Consider the following 18,708-nt stretch of genomic DNA (forward strand, 5'->3'; position numbering starts at 1 on the left):
GCAGCCGGTCAGCGTGGTGCCTGTTCCATATGAAAGTCTGCTGTAAATGGTGCTCATTCTGGTCATAGCCTCACCTCCGATTTTTCGGATGGCGCTGTGTGTGATGAAAGGGTCAGGCTTCACGGGCTGGATTTATCAACAAAGCACGTAACGGATGATTCCCGTGAGCGTGAAATGAAAAAGGCCACGCAATGCGCAGCCTTTATGACGAGAGTTTTATTGTTCAGAGGCACTCCATCCAACAAACCACCCACGGTTATCAGGATTTTAACGGAGTGCTTTTGGATGAGCGCTGAACCAAAAGGTCAGTATTTTTACACAGCAATTTTGCAAAAAGCAGCGACCATTCAAAAATGGAGCGGTCAGCGGGAATCGAACCCGCTTCATCAGCCTGGAAGGGTGAGGTAATAGCCATTATACGATAGCCGCTGTTTTGCGGGTCTGTTCCCCACAGTCACCGCTTGCCTTATTTAGAGTCATGCTCGGACTGACTATCCATTGGATTCTGGTGCCGACTACCGGAATCGAACTGGTGACCTACTGATTACAAGTCAGTTGCTCTACCTACTGAGCTAAGTCGGCGTTGGTCCGCCACCGAGGACTTGAACCTCGTACCGTCAACTTAGAAGGTTGATGCTCTATCACGATGAGCTAGTGGCGGCACAGCACATGAGTGGTAAGTAGCCATGTGCCTCTATTTTATCAGTCAGTACCAGAAACGCAAAAGTCCAAGGCGTTAACCTCGGGCTCGAAAACTCATTTACTGCCAGTGCATACAACAATGGCACAATATCAGATTTACACGAAATATATGCGTTTCAATCCAGTTTTGCAAGACTTACATCCAAATTTGTCGCCTTTTGTTGTGAACGTGATCGCGTTACCTGCAATAATGCGTCGCAATCCAGTCGCTGGTAGATACGCCTCATATCCACCCAGCGGTCCGTAAACGTCTCTGACCAGTTCTTTGGGTTTACGCCCACCAGCTCTGCCAACTTCTGGTATTCGTACGTCTCCCGCCCAGCCAACTCCGCCTTCACATCCTGCGCCGCCAGCCAGATAAGCTGACGTAAACGGCCTATCGTCTTCTTCGCTACTCGCTTCCCTTCCAGCTGTTGGCTGAACTGCTCCCAAGCCCAGCGTGTTATGGCGACCTGATTGTCCCAACCGGTGTTTTCGCTGTAGCTCCACAGCAACCAGGCCTTCTGGTGCTCTTCGAGTGACATCAGAGCACGGCGCCACGATGCGGTGGAATATTCAACCGGCTGCACAAGAGGAATATGTGAACCCTTGGCATGTGATTGTTTGCCCGGTATTGGTGGGTTATCCAGCGTAATCATTTTCCCGGTCACTTCATCCAGCACTCGAGGCTTTTTACGTTTAAACGTTCCCGTATCGAACTGCGCGTTTTCAAGCCACGCCATCAACTGCCCTTTCGTCGCACCACTTAAATCGGCGGTGGCCACCATCAACTGCTGGCGCACGTATTCGAGAAATTGAGTATTCATGCTGCACCGCCTATGGTTTTGATGTAGTTCTTCAGTATTCGGTAATCCGTCAGCACAGAGCCCGGAAAGTGGTATAAGCGCAATCGTTGCCAACGAACGCGGAGGTGATCGGCAAAATAGGATTCGAATGTCATGCTGCCTCCTGCTTTTTCAGCGCGCGCAGGTCAGCCAGCGCGGTCAGTCTGATTTCCTTCAGTTCTTCAATAGTCCAACGATGCGGAGCGTTATTGTTCTCGAGCGCTAGTACCAGCTCTTCGCCATAACGTTCCACCAGCGCGGCTCGGTATGCTTCGATATTCCCGGATTTGTAGACGTTGCAGACATCACACTGAAGATGGATGTTGAAGCGAGTGAAGCGCAGATGCCCAGCGGCTGCCGTAGTCCGATAATGGCCAGCATGCCAGGCGAACGCCGTTTTAGTTCCGCAGGAAATGCAGCCCCGCCCCTCTGCCAACTCCTTCTCGCGGCAAATGTCATTTACGGCGCGCTGCGTCAGGTCAATCCAGTGCTTCAGCGGCTTAACTGCAGCTTTACGCTGGCGCCAGGCTGCACACTCTTTCTTCTCAGTGGCGCGTTGCTTGGCAGACTCCTTGCGCTGTGCTGCCTCCCGGGCTTTTCTGGTCTGCTCCTTGCCGACGGCGCTGGCGCACTCGTAACCGCAAACGGTCTGCGTTTCACGCACCGGATGGAACCATTGGCGACATTCCTTATTGGCACACTTACGGCGAGGTAACTTAGCCATAATCACCCCCAGACCTTTTGCCGAAAGGTTCTTGGCGTACGCGCCGGATGTTCGCATTCAGGTAATTTTGCACTGACAGTCCAGGTGATGTTGTCGCGGTACAGGCTGCGTTCTACCGTGGCGCCACGGCGGCGATAACTCGCCACCAACTCGTCTGCCTGTTCGGTTGTGCATTCGTGATGATGGAACCAGGAATATTTCATGGTCATCACCCCGCAAAGCTCATGAGCTGCGATGCAGCGTTTTCCGCTTCACGCTGGTCCTTGAATGCCCGGGACAATACCCAGCGCCACAGAACATCAAGCGCGGCTTTGTAAAGTTGCTGGAACTCGGTTTCGTCCATGTTGGCGAAAGCTATGCTGCGGGGGTGTTTACGGAGGGTGCCGTCAGGGAGCTGTATGGCGTCGTAGTGGCCAGACTCGACGATCACCCACGCACGGTATGCATCATAAGATTTGCAGATGCTGATACTTCCAGCGCGCTTATCTGCGATACGGTCGAGATATTGCTCGGCGGCGTCCAGGAGTGCGGCTTCGCTTCCCGCGAATGAGGCAAGGAATTTGGCGTAGCCGGTTACCAGTTTGCGCTCGTTGGAGGAGATCGCCCCGCCAGTAGGCTCCCAGTATTCGAAACCGAGATTGAGTAACGCGAAAAAGCGACGGTGAAACGCCGGGTTGCGTACCTGCCGGAACTCTGCCACCAGCACGGCGCCGAGTTTGATTTTTGATTGCAGAATATCGCTGGTCTCCGGCGTCGCGGGGATCAGGATTCCTGAGGACTGCTTGATGAGTTGTAGTTCGTGCGCCATGGTTTCTCTCCGTGGCGCAGTAGGTTACGGTTGTTCAGACCGTTGATTTCATATTATCAGAAGGTGGGGTTACCCGGTAGCCGAGACGGTGAATAAACTGCATAAAACCATTAGGAGTAAAGACCTCTTCATCATCCAGCAAAGGCCGCATAGAAACCATGCCATTGACGCGATAAATTAGATGCCTGCCCGATGAAGGAAAGCTAAACACCACGCAGCCGTCAGACCTTCTTACAATGTCATACCAGTTGTCTTCTGACGTTTGCAAAGCTGAATCACTCACATTTATGTTCTCCCTTCGAGCGACATACAGACGCGATTAAAGAATGTCGGCAGCAGCATCAAAGGGATACACATTTTGGTATTCTGATAAATGCGCGCCGGCTAACCCAAGTTCAGTAAAACCAGTCGTCGGCGCTTTCCCATGTTTCCTGCAGGATTTCCTCCACCTTAGTTTTATCGCCCTTATCGCCACCAAAAACAGTCAGGCTATCACCGCCAGCTCTGCGGATAACCAGAGAACAATTTTCATACTGATTATGAAGTCGTTTAAGCAACTCTTTCTCAAGTGCGGGTATGGCGCCGCGCGGCAGGTCTTTTGATTTGTTGATGGTAAGTTCTATCTTCATAATTCCCTCTACATCAATATACTGTACATTCATACAGTATACCTATTGAACCTCATATTCAAGTGGTTAATAGCACTTTTCGCCAAAGCCATGCCGTTGTATACGCTGAGTTTTTCCGAGTATTTGGAATTTACTAAATCAGTTACACAGGGGCTGAAAGGAGCGAAAACCCGTCCAGAACTTGATTTATATGGCTACCTCAGTGCCTGAACGGGGTTTGGTATAGTCATGCCATATGGAGAATCATTCAGGTAAGTGAATCTCTCCAGCTACATTGCAAATAGTAAGAATGCAGCTTATCGATAGAGTGCGCACACGTTATTAGATATGTGTTTATTAAGACTCTAAAAGTAAACAGTGTTTTCATCCATATACTTCAAAGTTGAAATAATACTGTCCGCACGACATCTCTTACTTAGTGGGAAATTTTTGAAAACAAGACCATTTGTAAAAAAAATGTCACATTGCTTCGTCTCTGTATCTATATAAACTTCCCTGAATGATTTAAAAGCAAGTCGCCTGCATATCTCCCTATCTTCTTTTAGTGACAAATTTAGCTCTTTACTCCCGCGACTTTTATCCTTCTTAGCTTTATTTTTCAGAACTTTGATTGTAGTTTCGATTTTCTTTAACTTACGATCCAGTTCACGAACTTTACCAGCCAAAACGTTTACTTCAGGAGCTATTGTAAGTGCCTGTACGAGACTGTTTATTTGAAACTGCAAATCAATGCTATTTTTTTCTAATGTTTCCTGCAAACTTACCTGATTTGACTCAATCTGTAACTTATCAAAATTGAAAAGTATCTCTTCAATCAGATTAACATCGACAAGTTCTCTTTTAATCGATGGACTCTTACACCGATGAAGCCTTCTCATAGGGCATACATAATAACCTTTTCCAGATTTACTAACTGCAGTGATAATCATGGTATTCCCACAACATTTACACTTCATCACGGTTCGCAGCAGGTTTATAAGATATGGGTTACCGCTGTGAGAGTTGAAACCGAATGGAGACAATCGCACCTCCTGAACAGCATAAAATTCATCATCAGTAAGGACTTTGGGGTAATAATCAATTATTTCATTAACGCCTTTTGCACGTCCTCTATATGTTGGTCTGCAAATACCAATAAGTGCTTTGTTACCAAGGATTTTTTCGATAACAGAGGGACTCCACTCACCAGGGGTACCAGTCATATTTTCAATCAACCTGTCATTAAGGTATTTAGTAATAGCTGTCAGAGATTTATTTTCTTTACGTAATGAAAAAATTTTCTTAATCACCTTCACCTTTGATTCTATCACTTCAAAATGGCTGTAGTCAGGACTGACTCTTAACCAGCGAGGACATGCTTTTGTCATTATCCTACCGTTTAACTCGGCCTCATCCCTTTTCTTTTTCCATGAGAGCCTCACCCTGCTTGATTTTATTTCGCTCTCTTCATTAGCTCTCTGAGCAATTAGAATTGCTTTGATGAGTGCATAGGGGTCATCGAGAGATTCCTCAGAATATTGGGTATTATCACTAAGTGTGATGACATCAACACCACATTTTAAGATATATTTTAGTCTTTCTGTAGCCTCTCCGATTTTCTCTCGAGAAAGCCGGTCCAAACTTTCAACGAGTAAAACTGTACCAGGAATGATGAGCCCATTCTCCAGAGCATCAATAAACTCACTAAATGCACCTTCTCTTGCATGTTTCCCCTTAAAAGCACTTAATCCCAAATCTTCATATGTGGTTGGGTCAAGAGTATATTGCGGATTATTTTTAAGCCAATCATCTATTAGTTTTTTCTGTCTCCTTAATGAATCCCCTTTGTCCTGATTTGCTGACGAGAAGCGCATGTAAGCAATGGCCTTTTTCATATATACCTCATTTTCAATGTACACACTTTATAAGACCATTAACTTTTAATTTATGATGAAATTTTCCAGAATTTTACGATGTAAAATATCTTATTCTTACCAACCTTGATAAAAGCAGGATTTTCAGTCAGATGAAACGTTTTATAGCGTATTACAGTTGGGTTCCATCACTTCTCTCCCTGATGCTGTTCAGTTTTGATATGCAGTCGCGGTTCTCCGTCTTTCGGCTCTGGCCATTGGCGCTGTTTGTTAACAGCCAGCTTTTCTACCATCGCCTGGTTAATCTGCTCGTCACTGATACCGGCACGACGTTGCGCATCCCATAACAGGAATTGCATGTCAGCCCATTCGCTCAGGTCGCCTGGTTCCGCAGCAGCCTCGAGCGCTTCTTTGGAAAGGTGATTCAGCGGACCAACTGGACCGACATCGCCGAAAGTAGCCTGTGACCATACCGCATGCTCACGACGTACCAGTTCGCGGGCAAACACCCCAGCAATCACCTTCACAGCATCAGCCATTGCGTAGCCGAGATTGCCGCCGTCGCTTTGTGCTGTTGCTTTGCTGAGTATTTCGCTTATCTGGCGCAGGCGATCGAGTGACACAGGACCGTGCGCCGGGTGGTTGTTAGTTGTCATGCTGCATACTCCTGTTTAATTCCCATGCGCTGGCATGCGGTTTGGAAAATTGTGGCGTCTTTCTCAATGCCGATAAAATTTCGCCCAGTCTGCTGGCAGGCAACACCCGCGGTACCACTACCCATTGTGAAATCCAGTACCGTATCACCAGGATTGCTGTACGTTTCGATAAGATACTGAACCAGTGCCAGTGGCTTCTGAGTCGGATGATAGTTTCCCGTTTGTTTGTCGCTCGAGAAGAACTGAACATCTCTCGGATACCGCTGAGTTGAATCGTATTCTGTCAGCGACAGAGCCTTACCGTAGCACTCTGAATTGACGGTCTTTCTCTTACTGGTCTTGCGTGTGTGGCCATCGGTCATCTGCGGGTTGTAGGTCGGCTGGCGGCGGTAAAAAACCTCGATATTTTCATGTGCGCGAAGCGGCTGCTTTTTGGCATTCAGAAATCCCGTGGCGTTTCCCTTTTCCCACACCCATTCCGCACGCCAGTCTCGTAAGTTGCTGGCAACCAACACGCTGGTAAAAGGCTGAGCGGAAAACAGCACGATAGCCGCTGTTGGATTGGCTATGCGGTAGAGTTGCTGCCACATAACCTGCAGGTCTAGCACCGAATCCCAGCGGCACTGGGTAGTGCCGTAGGGAATATCAGCGCAAACCAGATCAACGGTACCGTCTTCAAGTTGTGGGAAGACGTCGAAACAGTCGGCATTGCGAAGAGTTACTTCTGCCATCTCACTCACCCTTCACGCCAAAGCCAGCGGCGGCACGTTCAGCTTCACTTTGTTCCCAAAACCACTTGTGAAGTGCCATCAACTCTTCGTTAATCGGTGCATATTTGCGGTCAAAGTAGGCCTGAGCATCTTTCTCAGATTCGTCAGGCAATTCACCAGGCCCAAACAGGGTGTTATAAATCCATGACAGCCCGTTCTTAGCGTCGCCAGTTGCCTGCCATTCGATAATCGCTGCCTGCATGACCAGGATGTTTTTCCCGATTAACAAGTCCAGTTCTTTGTACCGGTTGCGGATGTATTCATTCTCCAACGCCAGCTCCCTGCACTTGCTCTCTGCGTTAGCGAGCTGTACCGCCTGTTCGAGCACCTGCTGTTCAAGTTGTTCGTATGTTGGTTTCATGCTGATGCTCTCCCGTAAAACGCCAGTACACGCTGCATAGCCGGACTTGTGCGGCATACGGATGTGACCATGTTTTTTCTCACTTTCGATTTGAGTTGCTTGATATTCTGCTCGCCACCGGGCTGAAGCGAATAGACCGGGCGATGCGGCTCGCCAGTGCGGATTACTACCGTTTTGCGTACCAGGTGAAGCAGCAGGTTGTGTGCCTTCTTGCAATCGCATCCCAGCAGTCTCTGAACCTGACGCGGCGTTACGGTCTGGTTAACCTGAAGAAAATCGACAATTGCCCACAGTGATTTGCTTGCCATAGTGATTTGCCCTCGAAGTTATTTAACGATCCGGAGATGGCTAACGTTCTTGCGATAGCTGCCCCAGTCAAAGTTCACCCACATTCCGCCATCCATCTGGAGACGGTCGATAACCCGCGCGCCCAACGCTCCGAGAAGTTCTTCGTGGTTCAGGTTCGTCAGGATCCCCACCGGACGCATCGACGACAGGCGACGGTCGATAACCTGATTCAGAATGACTTTCTCGCCGTTGCTTCCGCGCTGAATACCGACTTCATCCAGTACCAGCAGATCGACTTTGCAGAGGTCATCCAGAAGCGAAGCCTCTGACTGCCCACCGTCGTAGCACTCGCGAACGCGTAGCATCAGGTCAGGGATAGTGACGACCAGCACGCTATGCCCGCCAGAAAGCAAATGATTTCCGATTGCTGCAGCGAGATGGTTTTTCCCGGTACCAGGGCCACCGCTAAACACGAAGCTCGTGAACCCAGCACCGAAATTCTGTGCGTAGCTCTTTGCCATCGTGAAGGCTTTGCGCTGCCCTTCCCCAGATACCTGGTAATTCGCGAACGTGCAGCTGCGATGTAGGCTTTGGATTCCTGAGCGGCCAAAGATTTTCTCTGTCCGGGCTTTCTGATTCAGCCTGTCCAGTTCTTCACACCGCTTCAGGCCTTCTTCCCGTTGCCACTCCAGCAGCTCTGCTGCGCTGGTGAACTTCGGCTGAACGCCTGGTGGAATGAGTTTTTTCAGGCGCTCAAGCGCACTTCCTGTACCAACCATGTTTTTCATCGCTACCCCCTGAATCCGGTCGGAATCGCTTTATCGGGCTGAGAAATTTTGTTCGGATCCCTTTTTCCATCTGGCGCCGCGAAAGACCACGACTCTTCGTAGTGCTTTGAGGGGCCAAAAAACGTGGATGCCTGTTTCACATACTCGGTGTTAAGTTTCCCAGCGGCAGTTACGTAATCCGCGTATCGCCGAACACCATCAGTAAGCTCCTGCACTGTTGCGCCGGATTTAATCCGTGCAGTCCAGGCTTTGAACGCATCAGCCTTGCTGTTACCACCAGCGCGTTTGGGGTATTCCTGCCACGCCAGTTCAAAATCATCCGGGTAAGTATTTCTCCCCCGGGGAATGGCCGAGCCATGCCCCAAAATATCTTTATCCTGATCTTGTTCCTGATCCTGTTCCTGATCTTGGCTTCGTAGCCCCTTCGAAGCCCCTTCAGAAATTTGGCGCGATTCACGTTTTAAGTTGAGGTGAAAATCTGTTTTATAACGTTCATAAAATGATGATAAAAAAGGGTTTTCAGGTAATGACATATATTCATTCCTGACACCAGCACAGCGGTTATCCCCTGGCTTCAGCGATCGACCAACCTGATAAGCGGCCATTTCATGCACCCAAACCATCTCAGTGTCCTCGTCATAGCTACAAAATCCCGCTTCAATGGAGCTTTTTAGCCCCTTCGAAGCCCCTTCCAAGCCCAGACCCGTTTCATGGGCTATGTACAGAATTGGCAGGTAATACAACCCGAGCATGTTTGCGTGTGGCGAGGTCATCAGATAGAACGAGACCACCTGCGCCTCCGCGCCTTGTTTCCTCAGTTCTCGGCCTGTTTTTCCAAGCCAGAACTGAGGCGCAACGGTTGCGTAATCACGCATAAAAACCTCTTAATCGCTAAAGTGGCGGCCCATCTATCTTTCTGAAGGCTGATTTTTCTGACATAATTTCCTCGCAATAAGTACGCAACGAATTGCACCTGAAAGCCGTTGGTGTTCGCGCACCGCGGCTTTCGCCATTTTTGAACCGGTCATATAGCCCCCAGCATCATCTGCACCATCTCCATCAGTGGACCGGTTAACCCAGGGTCAACGCGGTACATTTCCACGATCCCCTCGCTCAGCTCTTTCAGCTTCTGATGTCGTGGAGCATCCATCGCGACAGCAATCTTCGCTTCGCTGGTTTCCTTCTCCAGCCTTGCCAGACGAGCCATTACGTTGTCTTCTGGTAGCAGACGATTGCGGTATTCAATCGGCAGGACAGCGAGGATTGCCGGAGTCAGCTGGCGAACGTTTTCGCGGTACCGTTCGCTGTTGAAATGGTTATCCAGAAAGCGGAAAAGCTTCTGACGCTGTCGGCTGAGGTCATCAGGGAAAGTGATCTCGTCTCCCCCTTGAGCCTGGTACTCTTCGATGATCAGAGCAGAAACGACATCCTGACCATCTACACCCGCCCACGCACGAACGGCATCGCGGATCTGGTCATGTTTATCTACCGAGACAGGTTGATTGCGATTTATCATCGCAGCCGGTTGATATCCGCTATTTTGATGAAGTGATAGTGATTGCACGTTTACGTCCTCGTTTCTTGCACTGGTAAGGCATCGGTTGGATTGGGATATAAGTCAGGCCGCAACTCATGCGGGGTGACTCCCGTAAGCTCAAAAACAGAGCGAATGTGATCGGGCGGAATGCCAGTTTTTTTCCAGTTGGAAATTGTCATTTTTGAAAATCCAAGCGCTCTTCCGAGTGCCGCACCTGTGCCGAACTTTTGAATAGCTTTCTCAATACCAGTCATAGGACCTCCTTAGATGGAAAAAGTAAAGCATCATTTTACCAATGAGTCAATCGTTGAATGCCTACCTACTGGTAAAGCAATCATTTACACTAGTGAAATGAGCGAAAACACAATGACTGCTGGGCTGATCTCCAGGCTTACAGAACTGAACCGGAAAGGTTTCTCTAAAACAGAGATGGCCAGGGTTGCTGGTGTCAGTAAGCAGGCTGTTTCCAGTTGGTTCAAAACAGGAAGAATCAGCAAAAGTTCTGCATTAGCGGTTGCTGATGCAGCTGGGGTATCCGTCCCCTGGTTACTTGGCGAGGATGTCGGGGAGAAGGATGGCCTTAAGCCTGACGAACAGCGCCTGCTGGAGCTCTACCGCCAACTGCCAGAAGAAGAACAAAAAAATATGCTCCGCATCTTCGCCATTCGCCTGAAAGAGCTGGATGAGTTGTATGAGAAGTACATGAAGGGGCGGATTCGGTCACAACAAGATTGATATCACTTAGAGTTAGTAGTAATTGCAGTGAAATCAAGTATGTTACATATGGTCTGGATTCAAACTTACATAAGGAATGGTATTGCCAATGCCAGGCAACATCTTACACGTAACATCCTATACTCGAAGAATGAATGATGGGATTACTCAACCATTTCTTTGTGGTTGCGATGATGGAAATTCATACATCGTTAAAGGGCGACCGAAACTGCGTCGGTCTGAGTTAGCGGCTGAATGGATATGTGCTTCTTTAGCCCAAGCGATAGGACTACAAATTCCACAGCATTTCATAGTCGATGTTGATGCACAGCTTATTGAGTTTATGCCTGATTTACGTGGACAGTTGGATCCAGGTTTAGCGTTTGCCACAGCCTATATTGAAGGTGCTTCTACGCTGAATCTTCAACAGGCCAGAAATGCAGTGAACATCAGTGACCAGAAGAAAATTTACTTTTTTGACCGCTGGATATTGAATACTGACAGGTCTTTGACCGAGCATGGTGGTAATGTCAACATAATCTTCGATGCGTTGAATAATAGGCATTACCTGATTGACCACAACCTTGCTTTCGATCAATCTGTAACTGCCGATGAGTATGATGTCCACGTTTACTCACCAAGTAGAAGACAATGGACATACGATCTAGTTGATTATGAGGAACTTCAAGATTTATCTATAGCTGCATACAACACCATAGATTCAATAATCGATGAAATTCCGCCAAGCTGGCTAGCTGAAAGCGATGTTGAAAATAGCGTTTTTTTTAACCAAATCAGAGACTCTCTCGCGAAGATTAATGAACGTGAATTTTGGAGTAGTGTGATATGACCACCCCATGCCTATACAGCATAATTAGGTATGCACCATATGCGGAAACTGAAGAGTTTGCTAATGTGGGCGTGGTCCTGTGCGCTCCCAAAAAGAACATCTTTTGTTATCAGCTCACGCAAAGCAATAATGCGAGAATTAAGAATTTCTTCAAAGATGACATCATCTTCCCTCATGCAAAGGATGCAATCGGTCGAGAACTGAGTTTTGCACAAGAACAAGCAGCAACTCTCCATTCACCAGAGAGACTGGCAAACTTCTTTAACTATCTGATTGCCAGAAAAGAATCTGTAATTTATTTCAGCTCTTCAAGAGTGGTAATGGCGGACGATCCCGAAGCTTTAACTATCAAATTGTTTAACAAATTCGTTAATCATTCCGAGGTTACTAAAGAGTCGCGGGAGTTAATTTTGACCCGTGAACTTAGAAATAGATTCTCTCATTACAATGACTTAAAGAATGCACTTAAAAAAGAGACCCTTGGTGGCGAGTTAACAAGGTTTACTATCCCATTTGTTGCTAAACAAGAGGGTGATGTGGTTTGTGCAATAAAGCCGATAACATTTACTCAGGATAAGCCTGAGAAAATGATGGAGCATTGTGACTCCTGGACTGCAAAAATACTCCGAGCAGCGAGCGAGCGTGTTTTGCAGTTGTCAGATGTTCTTTTCACGATAGACCCACCTGCAAATCCTAGTGCTTTAGAAGTTAAAGCTATGCAGGAAATTAGAAAAACTTTCACAATCAACCAAATAAGTCATGTTGATTTCAGAGATGAAAGTGCAATAGTTTCTTTTGCCAGACAGGCAATTTAAGGTTAACCCGGTCAGTGTGCCGGGTTTTTATTGCCCTTTTTTCACCATAGCAGCTGCATCCCGCAATACACCTTTGTGAATCACATTTCCCACTGCCCTTCGCTTAGCCTCTAGGCTATTCACAATTGCATCACGGCTGATCACTATCCCGTTAGCTATCAGACTGACAACTGCGCCACCAATCTCCCCCGCAATAAACGCTGCGCGGTCTTCTTCCAGTTCGTCACGATCCATAACTCACCCTCATTGATGTTTTTTTAATCATATACATTTTAAGCCCACTTTCGCAGCAATAATCTGCATAAATTTCGCACAGGTACAGCATCACTTTACTTTATTAATCCGCAATACTTGACTAAAAAGTAAAGTGGTGTTTTACTCTGTTCATCAACACAACCATCGAGGCAGGACGCCCACGAAGTAGCCGTCCGGGGCATACGAAGACCGGAATGAGGTGGTGAGATTAACGCGCAGTAGGTTTGAAACGTTCCGCCAGCCTGGCGACAAGGGCAAAGCACAGGAGTGAGCTTCGCGGTGGTGAACTGCAGAGTTAAAACGCTCAACCGTGAAGATCAGCGTCACGGCACCACCAGCGAAGTTCACTCAGAAAAACTGGAGAACATCATGGTTCATCAGCACTACGGTACACAGACAGTAAACCGCGGCGCAGTTCAGCCGGGGATGCTCGTCAAACACAAAGACTCAACCTGGACGGCATCAGCTAACGCTCGCGGACGTTTGTATCTGCATCGCGGCGTAGAAATGACTTACACCAAGGATTTGCTGGTTGAAGTTTATCTGAACGGTCTGGGGCATGGACTCAGCCACTAGCGGAGGATGTCATGTTAGACAAGAAATGCGGATATTGCGGCAAGCCGGTTAAAACGGAAGAGGTAGTCAAAAGCACCCTTCTCTATCGCAACGGCTCACAGCTGGCGCGCAAAGAGAAAGAGTATTGTTCCAAGCGCTGTGCTTCTTACGACCAGATGGCGCACGAAGGCTAAATAGCAGTCCCGAAATATGAAATAAATAATTCGCCATTAGTTTGGCGTGGATTCTTACACCCTGAATAAACCAACAGGAATAATATATGCAAATCGTAAAAGTCGAATTAAATCTGAAAGCAGTAAATAAAGAAATCGCTTTATTCAACTGCGAAAAGAAAGTGTCTGGTGTTATTCACTCAACCAAAAACGGTGCAACAACCGTCGTTCTCGATGGCGGCTATGTGCTCGGTCAGTTCGATTGCCCTCACTGTGCAGTAACAGCTATTTCACTGCTTGCGGTTCAGGTAAACGATGGCGATAAGGCCGGGTTTGGTAACTACCGTAGCTACAAACTCGATTACTCAGAAAGAGTTTTCATCACTGTTCATTAATAAAACGCCCACCGAAGCGGGCGTGCCCTGTCCGGTCCAACCGACCAAAGCGCACCGGACATAACAACCTGATATATCGGGGTGCTGTTAAGGCACCTCCATTCTACACGAATCGAGGATAAAGTAATGAGTGGAACTAATCCTGTATTTTTAGTCCGCAGAGCAAAAAAACAATCCGGTAATAAAGATGCGGTGCTCTGGTGCAGCGATGATTTTGAGGCTGCAAATGCAACGCTGGATTATTTGTTGATTAAAACTGGCGCGAAGCTGAAAGATTATTTCAAAGCTGTAGCCACTAATTTTCCTGTCGTTAATGAGTTGCCTCCAGAAGGCGAACTCAGCTTAACGTTTTGCGATTTCTACCGCCTCCGCGACGACAATATGACATGGGAACAAATCCCCGGCGTTATGTTGCCTTCTTCTGATGCAGCTGCCGAAGCACGTCAGCATATCGTTAACGGCGTGGATACCAATACCGGCGAAATCCTGGAGGAAAGCGCAGGTGCTGTTGATAGCAAGAATACAGGCAATACTTCAACGCCTGCTCTCACTGTTATCGCTACCATGCCTTTCCGTCATCGAGTTCTGGCTCAGTTCATCGGTGATGGTGAATATCTCTATCACGTCGACGCTGACCAGAAGAATGAGATTGTCCGCCTTGAGATGGACACTGATGACTCGTACGTCCAGAACCTGCTGCTGGCTGCTGAGAATGTGGAAGCATTCAAAAAAGCCATTGAGCACGATATTCATAAAGTCGTGAATGCCGTTAAGAAAGTCTTCCCTGTCGATGGAAAAATCCCTGAACTCGCAACCTTAATCCAGTTTTTGAAATTGTGGTTCGCTACAGATCACATCGACCGCGGTATCCTCGTTCGCGAATGGGCCGCCGGTAATCGCATCAGCAGCGTGCAACGTACTGATTCCGGCACCAATGCCGACGGCGGTTACGTCACTGACCGTGGACCTGATGCACACCACACCCTTGACACTCTCGATTTAGAGATAGCCTGTGCCCTTCTGCCTATGGACTTCAACCACTTTGAGATCCCGGGCAGCATTCTTCGTCGCGCTAAAGAAATCGTGACAAAAAAAGAAGAACCGTGGAAATCATGGAGCAGCATTCTGCGCAATCAGCCCGGCGTTCTTGGCGTTAACCGCACGGCTATTTTTAACCTGGTACGTATCGCGCCGGAAAATATTCATCTCACTCCTGTCGCTCACCTGGAATTTGTTAACCAGACCATGACAGCCGAGTTCAATTCCGCGGTCAAGTTATTGCCATTACATGAGGCTGAACCCGCAGCACAGGAAATTTCCCAACCTGAAAGCAAGGAGTCTCCGCGCAAATCCTTCTGCACTCACGAAGAGAACCTACAACGCGTGCGTGAAGAAGGAACACGCCGCCGCGCAGAGGAAGCTGCAGCACAACCGCAGAAAGTCGAACAACAACTGGTTAAAAATGTCGGTAACGGAATATTCGACGTTACGGCTTTGCTGCAGAACTCAGCAACTCATGGCACGAAAAAAGCTACGGAGACCACCAGCAATGTGCAGGTTCAAGAAACTGTCAGTGATGAAAAACAGGCTGGTGATGCGCTGCATACAGGCAAGAGCAGTGTGGAAACTGGTGAAGAGTCAGATACCAGCCAGCAAGCCGATGTAAACCAGAATGCGGATTCTGTCGCCCAAAACAGCGATTCTGTAAACCAAACCGAACCAGTTGCAGCACAAACCGAGCCAGAAGCGCAATCTGACGAACCAGCTGTTTTGTACCCCGCTTACTTCGAGCCAGGTCGCTATGAAGGTCTACCGAACGAGGTTTATCACGCAGCGAACGGAATCAGCTCTACCCAGGTGAAAGACGCACGTGTTTCGCTGATGTACTTCAATGCGCGTCACGTAGAGAAAACCATCATCAAAGAACGCTCTCCGGTTCTGGACATGGGTAACCTGGTACATGCGCTGGCGTTGCAGCCAGAGCAACTCGATGAAGAATTCAGCGTTGAACCCGTAATTCCGGAAGGCGCATTTACCACCACGGCAACTATCCGCGCGTTTATTGATGAGTACAACGCCAACCTGCCAGCGCAACTGAGCGCAGACGATATCAAAGCTTTGCTAGAAGAACACAACGCCACGCTGCCGGCACAACTGCCGCTCGGCGGGTCGCTGGAAGAAACCGGCCAGAGTTATATGTCGCTGCCCGAAGAGTACCAGCGTATCGAAGCGGATCAGAAGCAGACCGCAGCGGCGATGAAAGCCTGCATCAAGGAATACAACGCCACTCTGCCTGCACAGGTGAAAACCAGTGGTAGCCGTGATGCGTTACTCGAGCAGTTGGCAATCATCAATCCTGACCTGGTTGCACAGGAAGCACAGAAACTGGCGCCGCTGAAAGTGTCCGGTACCAAAGCAGATCTGATTCAGGCTGTGAAGTCTGTTAATCCGGAAGCCGTCTTCGCCGACGAGCTGTTGGATGCGTGGCGCGAGAATCCGCATGGGAAAGTGCTGGTCACCCGCCAGCAACTGAGCACTGCACTGAGCATTCAGAAAGCCCTGCTCCAGCACCCGACCGCGGGCAAGCTACTGACACACCCGAGCCGCGCAGTAGAAGTCAGCTACTTTGGCTTCGACGACGAAACCGGACTCGAAGTCCGCGTACGTCCAGATCTGGAAATCGATCTGGACGGTGTGCGCATCGGTGCCGACCTGAAAACCATCAGCATGTGGAACATTAAGCAGGAAGGCCTGCGCGCCAAACTGCACCGGGAAATCATCGACCGTGACTACCACCTGAGCGCGGCTATGTATTGCGAGACCGCAGCACTGGACCAGTTCTTCTGGATTTTCGTCAACAAAGACGAGAACTACCACTGGATCGCCATCATCGAGGCATCCGCCGAACTACTGGAACTGGGCATGCTCGAGTACCGCGAGGCGATGCGTGCTATCGCTACCGGCTTTGACACTGGCGAGTGGCCAGCGCCGATTACCGCCGACTACACCGACGAACTCAACGACTTCGACCTTCGCCGCCTTGAAGCGCTGCGTACTCAGGCATAAGGGGATAAATCATGGAAAACACCAATATTGTTACCGCTGAACAGCAGGCACCTAACACCATTTCAGCCAGTAACGCGATTTTTAACGTACAGGCACTGGGCCAGTTAACCGCATTCGCTAACCTGATGGCCGATTCTCAGGTGACGGTCCCGGCACACCTTGCCGGAAAACCAGCTGACTGTATGGCGATTGTTATGCAGGCAATGCAATGGGGCATGAATCCATACGCAGTAGCGCAGAAAACACACCTGGTGAACGGTGTTCTTGGTTACGAAGCACAACTGGTCAACGCTGTAATCGCGAGTTCCAGCGCTATCCACGGGCGTTTTCACTATCGTTATGGCGGAGATTGGGAGCGCTGCACCAGAACACAGGAAATTACGCGAGACAAGAACGGAAAAAATGGGAAATACACCGTCACCGAGCGCGTCCGCGGCTGGACTGATGAGGATGAGATCGGCCTGTTTGTTCAGGTTGGCGCCATTCTTCGCGGCGAGGTAGAAATCACCTGGGGTGAACCTCTTTACCTGTCTGGTGTTGTAACTCGCAATTCCCCTCTGTGGGTGTCCAATCCTAAACAGCAAATTGCATACCTGGGCGTGAAGTATTGGGCGCGACTGTATTGCCCGGAAGTGATTCTTGGCGTCTATACCCCAGACGAAGTTGAGCAGCGCACCGAACGTGAAATCAATCCGGCTCCAGCGCAGAGAATGTCTGTGGAAGAGATCACCAGCGAGGTTGATATCACCACCAGCGTGCAGGAGTCAGCAGCGAACGTGGACGCACTAGCAAATGAGATCCGCGAACGCATCGATACGTCCAGCACTGTAGACCAGGCCAAGGCAATCCGAGCTGATATTGAATCGCAGAAAGCACTGCTTGGCACTGCACTGTTCACAGAGCTGAAAAATAAAGCTGTGAAGCGCTATTACCTGGTGGATCACCGCAACAAAGTAGAAGCCGCGATCAACTCCCTGCCATCTCCGGATGAGCCGGATGCAGCGGACCGATTTGGGGAAGTTGAGCGAGTTCTAGCGGCAGCGAAACGTCATCTGGGTGATGAGCTGCACGATCAGTTCAGCATCACCCTGGCAGACATGAAACCGGAATACGTGGGCTGAGGGAGGCGGGAGGGTTCGCCCTCCCGGTAACGAGATGAGCAAATCATTAAATGCACGTTGCATCCGTCGCTGGGCCGTCGAATTTAAAGGTCGTTGCGACTCGAAATATAGCCCGTACTGGCGCAAGCGGGATCTACGCCGGTATATCCGTGAGTGCGCCCTGACAACTGCCGACTGCATGGTTGAGCGCATGGCAGAGGACAACGCTCTTGTAGATTTTCAGGGTAATGGTCGAGGCTGGTCACCTGAGTTTTCAGCATGGTACAGCGAACGCCGCGCACAGTATCGGAAAGAAGCTCTCACATATCTCAATCATGATGCCACCAATGACGAGATCGACGAGGAAATTCAGAACGAGCTGGAGGCCTGGAATGACTGAGCTGAATTATAACCCGGCAGACCCCGACAAAATGAAACTCCCGAAGGGTAAGACTTGCGGCGACTGCGCCCATATCCGCCGCTGTAAGACAATTTTCGGGCATACCGAAACTGATACATATTGCGATTGGTCGCCGTCCCGAGCAATTTTCCGTCAATCATCCAACCCAGATGGCGGTGAAGCATGAAACTGATTAACCGCGGCAATCAGCAATCCCCGATAGCGCGTCAGGCATGCGACATCGCGCTGGCCACTCATCACGAACGCTACGGCGACTACGGACGCAGCAAGATGAAGGAAACGTACACGGTGAGAGTTGAAGGTGTGAAGGTCTGGGTGGAGGTAGTGAACCGCAAGGCGAGTTACGTGGCCACGGCGATGACAGGCATGCGCAGATTGCGAGCGCTGCCGGGTCAGGTGAGTTGATATTACTTTTATAAATGGC

At 49.1% G+C, this 18,708-nt stretch carries 25 protein-coding genes, 3 tRNA genes and 3 pseudogenes; 11 read left to right on the top strand and 20 right to left on the bottom strand.

The window, feature by feature from the left end; translation table 11 throughout:
• Positions 1 to 354 precede the first annotated feature (354 nt).
• The 19 genes and pseudogenes from OGW16_RS18015 to OGW16_RS18105 all read right to left on the bottom strand — a co-directional run bounded on the left by OGW16_RS18015 (position 355) and on the right by OGW16_RS18105 (position 10,194).
• Positions 355 to 429: transfer RNA gene (locus tag OGW16_RS18015), tRNA-Gly, on the bottom strand.
• A 77-nt stretch (positions 430 to 506) separates the two neighbouring features.
• A tRNA-Thr gene (locus OGW16_RS18020) sits at positions 507 to 582 on the bottom strand.
• A 2-nt stretch (positions 583 to 584) separates the two neighbouring features.
• Positions 585 to 661, bottom strand: a tRNA-Arg gene (locus tag OGW16_RS18025).
• A gap of 157 nt (positions 662 to 818) precedes the next feature.
• Positions 819 to 1,508 (bottom strand): bacteriophage antitermination protein Q, encoded by a 690-nt coding sequence (locus OGW16_RS18030; protein ID WP_200000563.1) that lies wholly within the window; start codon positions 1,506 to 1,508, stop codon positions 819 to 821.
• Entirely contained in the window at positions 1,505 to 1,642 is a 138-nt protein-coding gene (locus OGW16_RS18035; RefSeq protein ID WP_200000561.1) for a YlcG family protein, read from the bottom strand. Before OGW16_RS18035 ends, OGW16_RS18030 begins: the two co-directional genes overlap by 4 nt.
• The gene (locus OGW16_RS18040) at positions 1,639 to 2,250 is read right to left on the bottom strand and encodes a recombination protein NinG (protein ID WP_286518678.1); all 612 of its coding nucleotides are present in this window, start codon (positions 2,248 to 2,250) and stop codon (positions 1,639 to 1,641) included. Before OGW16_RS18040 ends, OGW16_RS18035 begins: the two co-directional genes overlap by 4 nt.
• A gap of 2 nt (positions 2,251 to 2,252) precedes the next feature.
• Complete coding sequence (locus OGW16_RS18045; RefSeq protein WP_200000557.1) at positions 2,253 to 2,459, bottom strand: hypothetical protein; 207 nt, start codon at positions 2,457 to 2,459, stop codon at positions 2,253 to 2,255.
• A complete protein-coding gene (locus OGW16_RS18050; protein WP_137397341.1) occupies positions 2,459 to 3,058 on the bottom strand; it encodes a DUF1367 family protein in 600 nt (199 codons plus the stop codon). Before OGW16_RS18050 ends, OGW16_RS18045 begins: the two co-directional genes overlap by 1 nt.
• 34 nt (positions 3,059 to 3,092) lie before the next feature.
• Complete coding sequence (locus OGW16_RS18055; protein ID WP_001568777.1) at positions 3,093 to 3,341, bottom strand: hypothetical protein; 249 nt, start codon at positions 3,339 to 3,341, stop codon at positions 3,093 to 3,095.
• A 112-nt stretch (positions 3,342 to 3,453) separates the two neighbouring features.
• Positions 3,454 to 3,687 carry a DinI family protein gene (locus tag OGW16_RS18060; protein WP_200000768.1) on the bottom strand — a complete coding sequence of 78 codons (234 nt, stop codon included), beginning with the start codon at positions 3,685 to 3,687 and terminating at the stop codon, positions 3,454 to 3,456.
• Between the two features lie 344 nt (positions 3,688 to 4,031).
• Positions 4,032 to 5,561, bottom strand: a complete 1,530-nt coding sequence (locus OGW16_RS18065) for a recombinase family protein (protein WP_200000555.1) — start codon at positions 5,559 to 5,561, stop codon at positions 4,032 to 4,034.
• 167 nt (positions 5,562 to 5,728) lie between these two features.
• The gene (locus OGW16_RS18070) at positions 5,729 to 6,196 is read right to left on the bottom strand and encodes a DUF550 domain-containing protein (protein ID WP_200000553.1); all 468 of its coding nucleotides are present in this window, start codon (positions 6,194 to 6,196) and stop codon (positions 5,729 to 5,731) included.
• The gene (locus OGW16_RS18075; RefSeq protein WP_087051077.1) at positions 6,193 to 6,927 is read right to left on the bottom strand and encodes a DNA-methyltransferase; all 735 of its coding nucleotides are present in this window, start codon (positions 6,925 to 6,927) and stop codon (positions 6,193 to 6,195) included. The genes OGW16_RS18070 and OGW16_RS18075 overlap by 4 nt, the downstream gene beginning before the upstream one ends.
• A gap of 1 nt (position 6,928) precedes the next feature.
• Positions 6,929 to 7,243, bottom strand: a pseudogene (locus OGW16_RS18080) (ead/Ea22-like family protein); the annotation flags it as partial.
• 80 nt (positions 7,244 to 7,323) lie between these two features.
• Positions 7,324 to 7,635 carry a hypothetical protein gene (locus tag OGW16_RS18085; RefSeq protein ID WP_071684485.1) on the bottom strand — a complete coding sequence of 104 codons (312 nt, stop codon included), beginning with the start codon at positions 7,633 to 7,635 and terminating at the stop codon, positions 7,324 to 7,326.
• An 18-nt stretch (positions 7,636 to 7,653) separates the two neighbouring features.
• Complete coding sequence (locus tag OGW16_RS18090; RefSeq protein WP_200000551.1) at positions 7,654 to 8,403, bottom strand: ATP-binding protein; 750 nt, start codon at positions 8,401 to 8,403, stop codon at positions 7,654 to 7,656.
• A gap of 2 nt (positions 8,404 to 8,405) precedes the next feature.
• Entirely contained in the window at positions 8,406 to 9,278 is an 873-nt protein-coding gene (locus OGW16_RS18095) for an LvrA C-terminal domain-related protein (RefSeq protein WP_200000549.1), read from the bottom strand.
• Between the two features lie 149 nt (positions 9,279 to 9,427).
• Positions 9,428 to 9,967 carry a toxin YdaT domain-containing protein gene (locus tag OGW16_RS18100; RefSeq protein ID WP_097724860.1) on the bottom strand — a complete coding sequence of 180 codons (540 nt, stop codon included), beginning with the start codon at positions 9,965 to 9,967 and terminating at the stop codon, positions 9,428 to 9,430.
• Between the two features lie 2 nt (positions 9,968 to 9,969).
• The gene (locus OGW16_RS18105; RefSeq protein WP_171859123.1) at positions 9,970 to 10,194 is read right to left on the bottom strand and encodes a transcriptional regulator; all 225 of its coding nucleotides are present in this window, start codon (positions 10,192 to 10,194) and stop codon (positions 9,970 to 9,972) included.
• Positions 10,195 to 10,207: 13 nt separating this feature from the next.
• On the opposite strand from OGW16_RS18105, the gene OGW16_RS18110 reads away from it, so the two are divergent.
• From OGW16_RS18110 to OGW16_RS18120, 3 genes are all read left to right on the top strand, one after another.
• Positions 10,208 to 10,675, top strand: a complete 468-nt coding sequence (locus OGW16_RS18110; protein ID WP_286518679.1) for a helix-turn-helix domain-containing protein — start codon at positions 10,208 to 10,210, stop codon at positions 10,673 to 10,675.
• Between the two features lie 88 nt (positions 10,676 to 10,763).
• Positions 10,764 to 11,504 (top strand): HipA family kinase, encoded by a 741-nt coding sequence (locus tag OGW16_RS18115; protein WP_200000544.1) that lies wholly within the window; start codon positions 10,764 to 10,766, stop codon positions 11,502 to 11,504.
• Positions 11,501 to 12,319, top strand: coding sequence for a DUF3037 domain-containing protein (locus OGW16_RS18120; protein WP_200000542.1), 819 nt, complete (start codon positions 11,501 to 11,503; stop codon positions 12,317 to 12,319). The genes OGW16_RS18115 and OGW16_RS18120 overlap by 4 nt, the downstream gene beginning before the upstream one ends.
• Before the next feature lie 27 nt (positions 12,320 to 12,346).
• Here the strand turns inward: OGW16_RS18120 and OGW16_RS18125 are convergent, their stop codons facing one another.
• Positions 12,347 to 12,553, bottom strand: coding sequence for a hypothetical protein (locus OGW16_RS18125; RefSeq protein WP_200000540.1), 207 nt, complete (start codon positions 12,551 to 12,553; stop codon positions 12,347 to 12,349).
• Positions 12,554 to 12,943: 390 nt separating this feature from the next.
• Between OGW16_RS18125 and OGW16_RS18130 the strand changes: the two genes are divergently transcribed.
• The 8 genes and pseudogenes from OGW16_RS18130 (at position 12,944) to OGW16_RS18165 (ending at position 18,689) form a co-directional block, all read left to right on the top strand.
• On the top strand, positions 12,944 to 13,150 hold the full coding sequence (locus OGW16_RS18130) for a hypothetical protein (protein ID WP_001568763.1): 207 nt from the start codon (positions 12,944 to 12,946) through the stop codon (positions 13,148 to 13,150).
• Positions 13,151 to 13,161: 11 nt separating this feature from the next.
• Entirely contained in the window at positions 13,162 to 13,323 is a 162-nt protein-coding gene (locus OGW16_RS18135; RefSeq protein ID WP_200000538.1) for a YdaE family protein, read from the top strand.
• 21 nt (positions 13,324 to 13,344) lie between these two features.
• Positions 13,345 to 13,697: pseudogene (locus tag OGW16_RS18140) on the top strand (DNA breaking-rejoining protein).
• Between the two features lie 126 nt (positions 13,698 to 13,823).
• The gene (locus tag OGW16_RS18145) at positions 13,824 to 16,763 is read left to right on the top strand and encodes a RecE family exodeoxyribonuclease (RefSeq protein ID WP_200000535.1); all 2,940 of its coding nucleotides are present in this window, start codon (positions 13,824 to 13,826) and stop codon (positions 16,761 to 16,763) included.
• A pseudogene (locus OGW16_RS18150) lies at positions 16,738 to 17,884 on the top strand (RecT family recombinase). Before OGW16_RS18145 ends, OGW16_RS18150 begins: the two are co-directional and overlap by 26 nt.
• 34 nt (positions 17,885 to 17,918) lie before the next feature.
• Entirely contained in the window at positions 17,919 to 18,263 is a 345-nt protein-coding gene (locus tag OGW16_RS18155; RefSeq protein ID WP_016156722.1) for a hypothetical protein, read from the top strand.
• Positions 18,256 to 18,450, top strand: coding sequence for a hypothetical protein (locus tag OGW16_RS18160; RefSeq protein ID WP_016156723.1), 195 nt, complete (start codon positions 18,256 to 18,258; stop codon positions 18,448 to 18,450). The genes OGW16_RS18155 and OGW16_RS18160 overlap by 8 nt, the downstream gene beginning before the upstream one ends.
• Positions 18,447 to 18,689 carry a DUF4060 family protein gene (locus OGW16_RS18165; RefSeq protein WP_016156724.1) on the top strand — a complete coding sequence of 81 codons (243 nt, stop codon included), beginning with the start codon at positions 18,447 to 18,449 and terminating at the stop codon, positions 18,687 to 18,689. The genes OGW16_RS18160 and OGW16_RS18165 overlap by 4 nt, the downstream gene beginning before the upstream one ends.
• Positions 18,690 to 18,708 lie beyond the last annotated feature (19 nt).

Origin of the sequence: Citrobacter sp. Ce104, assembly GCF_030334595.1 — a bacterium.
GTDB lineage: Bacteria > Pseudomonadota > Gammaproteobacteria > Enterobacterales > Enterobacteriaceae > Citrobacter > Citrobacter europaeus.

What these genes read in the sequence shown, in the direction of transcription:
- OGW16_RS18030 (WP_200000563.1), bottom strand. Translation starts at nt 1,508, where the DNA reads ATGAATACTCAATTTCTCGAATACGTGCGCCAGCAGTTGATGGTGGCC.
- OGW16_RS18035 (WP_200000561.1), bottom strand. Translation starts at nt 1,642, where the DNA reads ATGACATTCGAATCCTATTTTGCCGATCACCTCCGCGTTCGTTGGCAA.
- OGW16_RS18040 (WP_286518678.1), bottom strand. Translation starts at nt 2,250, where the DNA reads ATGGCTAAGTTACCTCGCCGTAAGTGTGCCAATAAGGAATGTCGCCAA.
- OGW16_RS18045 (WP_200000557.1), bottom strand. Translation starts at nt 2,459, where the DNA reads ATGACCATGAAATATTCCTGGTTCCATCATCACGAATGCACAACCGAA.
- OGW16_RS18050 (WP_137397341.1), bottom strand. Translation starts at nt 3,058, where the DNA reads ATGGCGCACGAACTACAACTCATCAAGCAGTCCTCAGGAATCCTGATC.
- OGW16_RS18060 (WP_200000768.1), bottom strand. Translation starts at nt 3,687, where the DNA reads ATGAAGATAGAACTTACCATCAACAAATCAAAAGACCTGCCGCGCGGC.
- OGW16_RS18065 (WP_200000555.1), bottom strand. Translation starts at nt 5,561, where the DNA reads ATGAAAAAGGCCATTGCTTACATGCGCTTCTCGTCAGCAAATCAGGAC.
- OGW16_RS18070 (WP_200000553.1), bottom strand. Translation starts at nt 6,196, where the DNA reads ATGACAACTAACAACCACCCGGCGCACGGTCCTGTGTCACTCGATCGC.
- OGW16_RS18075 (WP_087051077.1), bottom strand. Translation starts at nt 6,927, where the DNA reads ATGGCAGAAGTAACTCTTCGCAATGCCGACTGTTTCGACGTCTTCCCA.
- OGW16_RS18085 (WP_071684485.1), bottom strand. Translation starts at nt 7,635, where the DNA reads ATGGCAAGCAAATCACTGTGGGCAATTGTCGATTTTCTTCAGGTTAAC.
- OGW16_RS18090 (WP_200000551.1), bottom strand. Translation starts at nt 8,403, where the DNA reads ATGAAAAACATGGTTGGTACAGGAAGTGCGCTTGAGCGCCTGAAAAAA.
- OGW16_RS18095 (WP_200000549.1), bottom strand. Translation starts at nt 9,278, where the DNA reads ATGCGTGATTACGCAACCGTTGCGCCTCAGTTCTGGCTTGGAAAAACA.
- OGW16_RS18105 (WP_171859123.1), bottom strand. Translation starts at nt 10,194, where the DNA reads ATGACTGGTATTGAGAAAGCTATTCAAAAGTTCGGCACAGGTGCGGCA.
- OGW16_RS18110 (WP_286518679.1), top strand. Translation starts at nt 10,208, where the DNA reads ATGGAAAAAGTAAAGCATCATTTTACCAATGAGTCAATCGTTGAATGC.
- OGW16_RS18115 (WP_200000544.1), top strand. Translation starts at nt 10,764, where the DNA reads ATGCCAGGCAACATCTTACACGTAACATCCTATACTCGAAGAATGAAT.
- OGW16_RS18120 (WP_200000542.1), top strand. Translation starts at nt 11,501, where the DNA reads ATGACCACCCCATGCCTATACAGCATAATTAGGTATGCACCATATGCG.
- OGW16_RS18125 (WP_200000540.1), bottom strand. Translation starts at nt 12,553, where the DNA reads ATGGATCGTGACGAACTGGAAGAAGACCGCGCAGCGTTTATTGCGGGG.
- OGW16_RS18130 (WP_001568763.1), top strand. Translation starts at nt 12,944, where the DNA reads ATGGTTCATCAGCACTACGGTACACAGACAGTAAACCGCGGCGCAGTT.
- OGW16_RS18135 (WP_200000538.1), top strand. Translation starts at nt 13,162, where the DNA reads ATGTTAGACAAGAAATGCGGATATTGCGGCAAGCCGGTTAAAACGGAA.
- OGW16_RS18145 (WP_200000535.1), top strand. Translation starts at nt 13,824, where the DNA reads ATGAGTGGAACTAATCCTGTATTTTTAGTCCGCAGAGCAAAAAAACAA.
- OGW16_RS18155 (WP_016156722.1), top strand. Translation starts at nt 17,919, where the DNA reads ATGAGCAAATCATTAAATGCACGTTGCATCCGTCGCTGGGCCGTCGAA.
- OGW16_RS18160 (WP_016156723.1), top strand. Translation starts at nt 18,256, where the DNA reads ATGACTGAGCTGAATTATAACCCGGCAGACCCCGACAAAATGAAACTC.
- OGW16_RS18165 (WP_016156724.1), top strand. Translation starts at nt 18,447, where the DNA reads ATGAAACTGATTAACCGCGGCAATCAGCAATCCCCGATAGCGCGTCAG.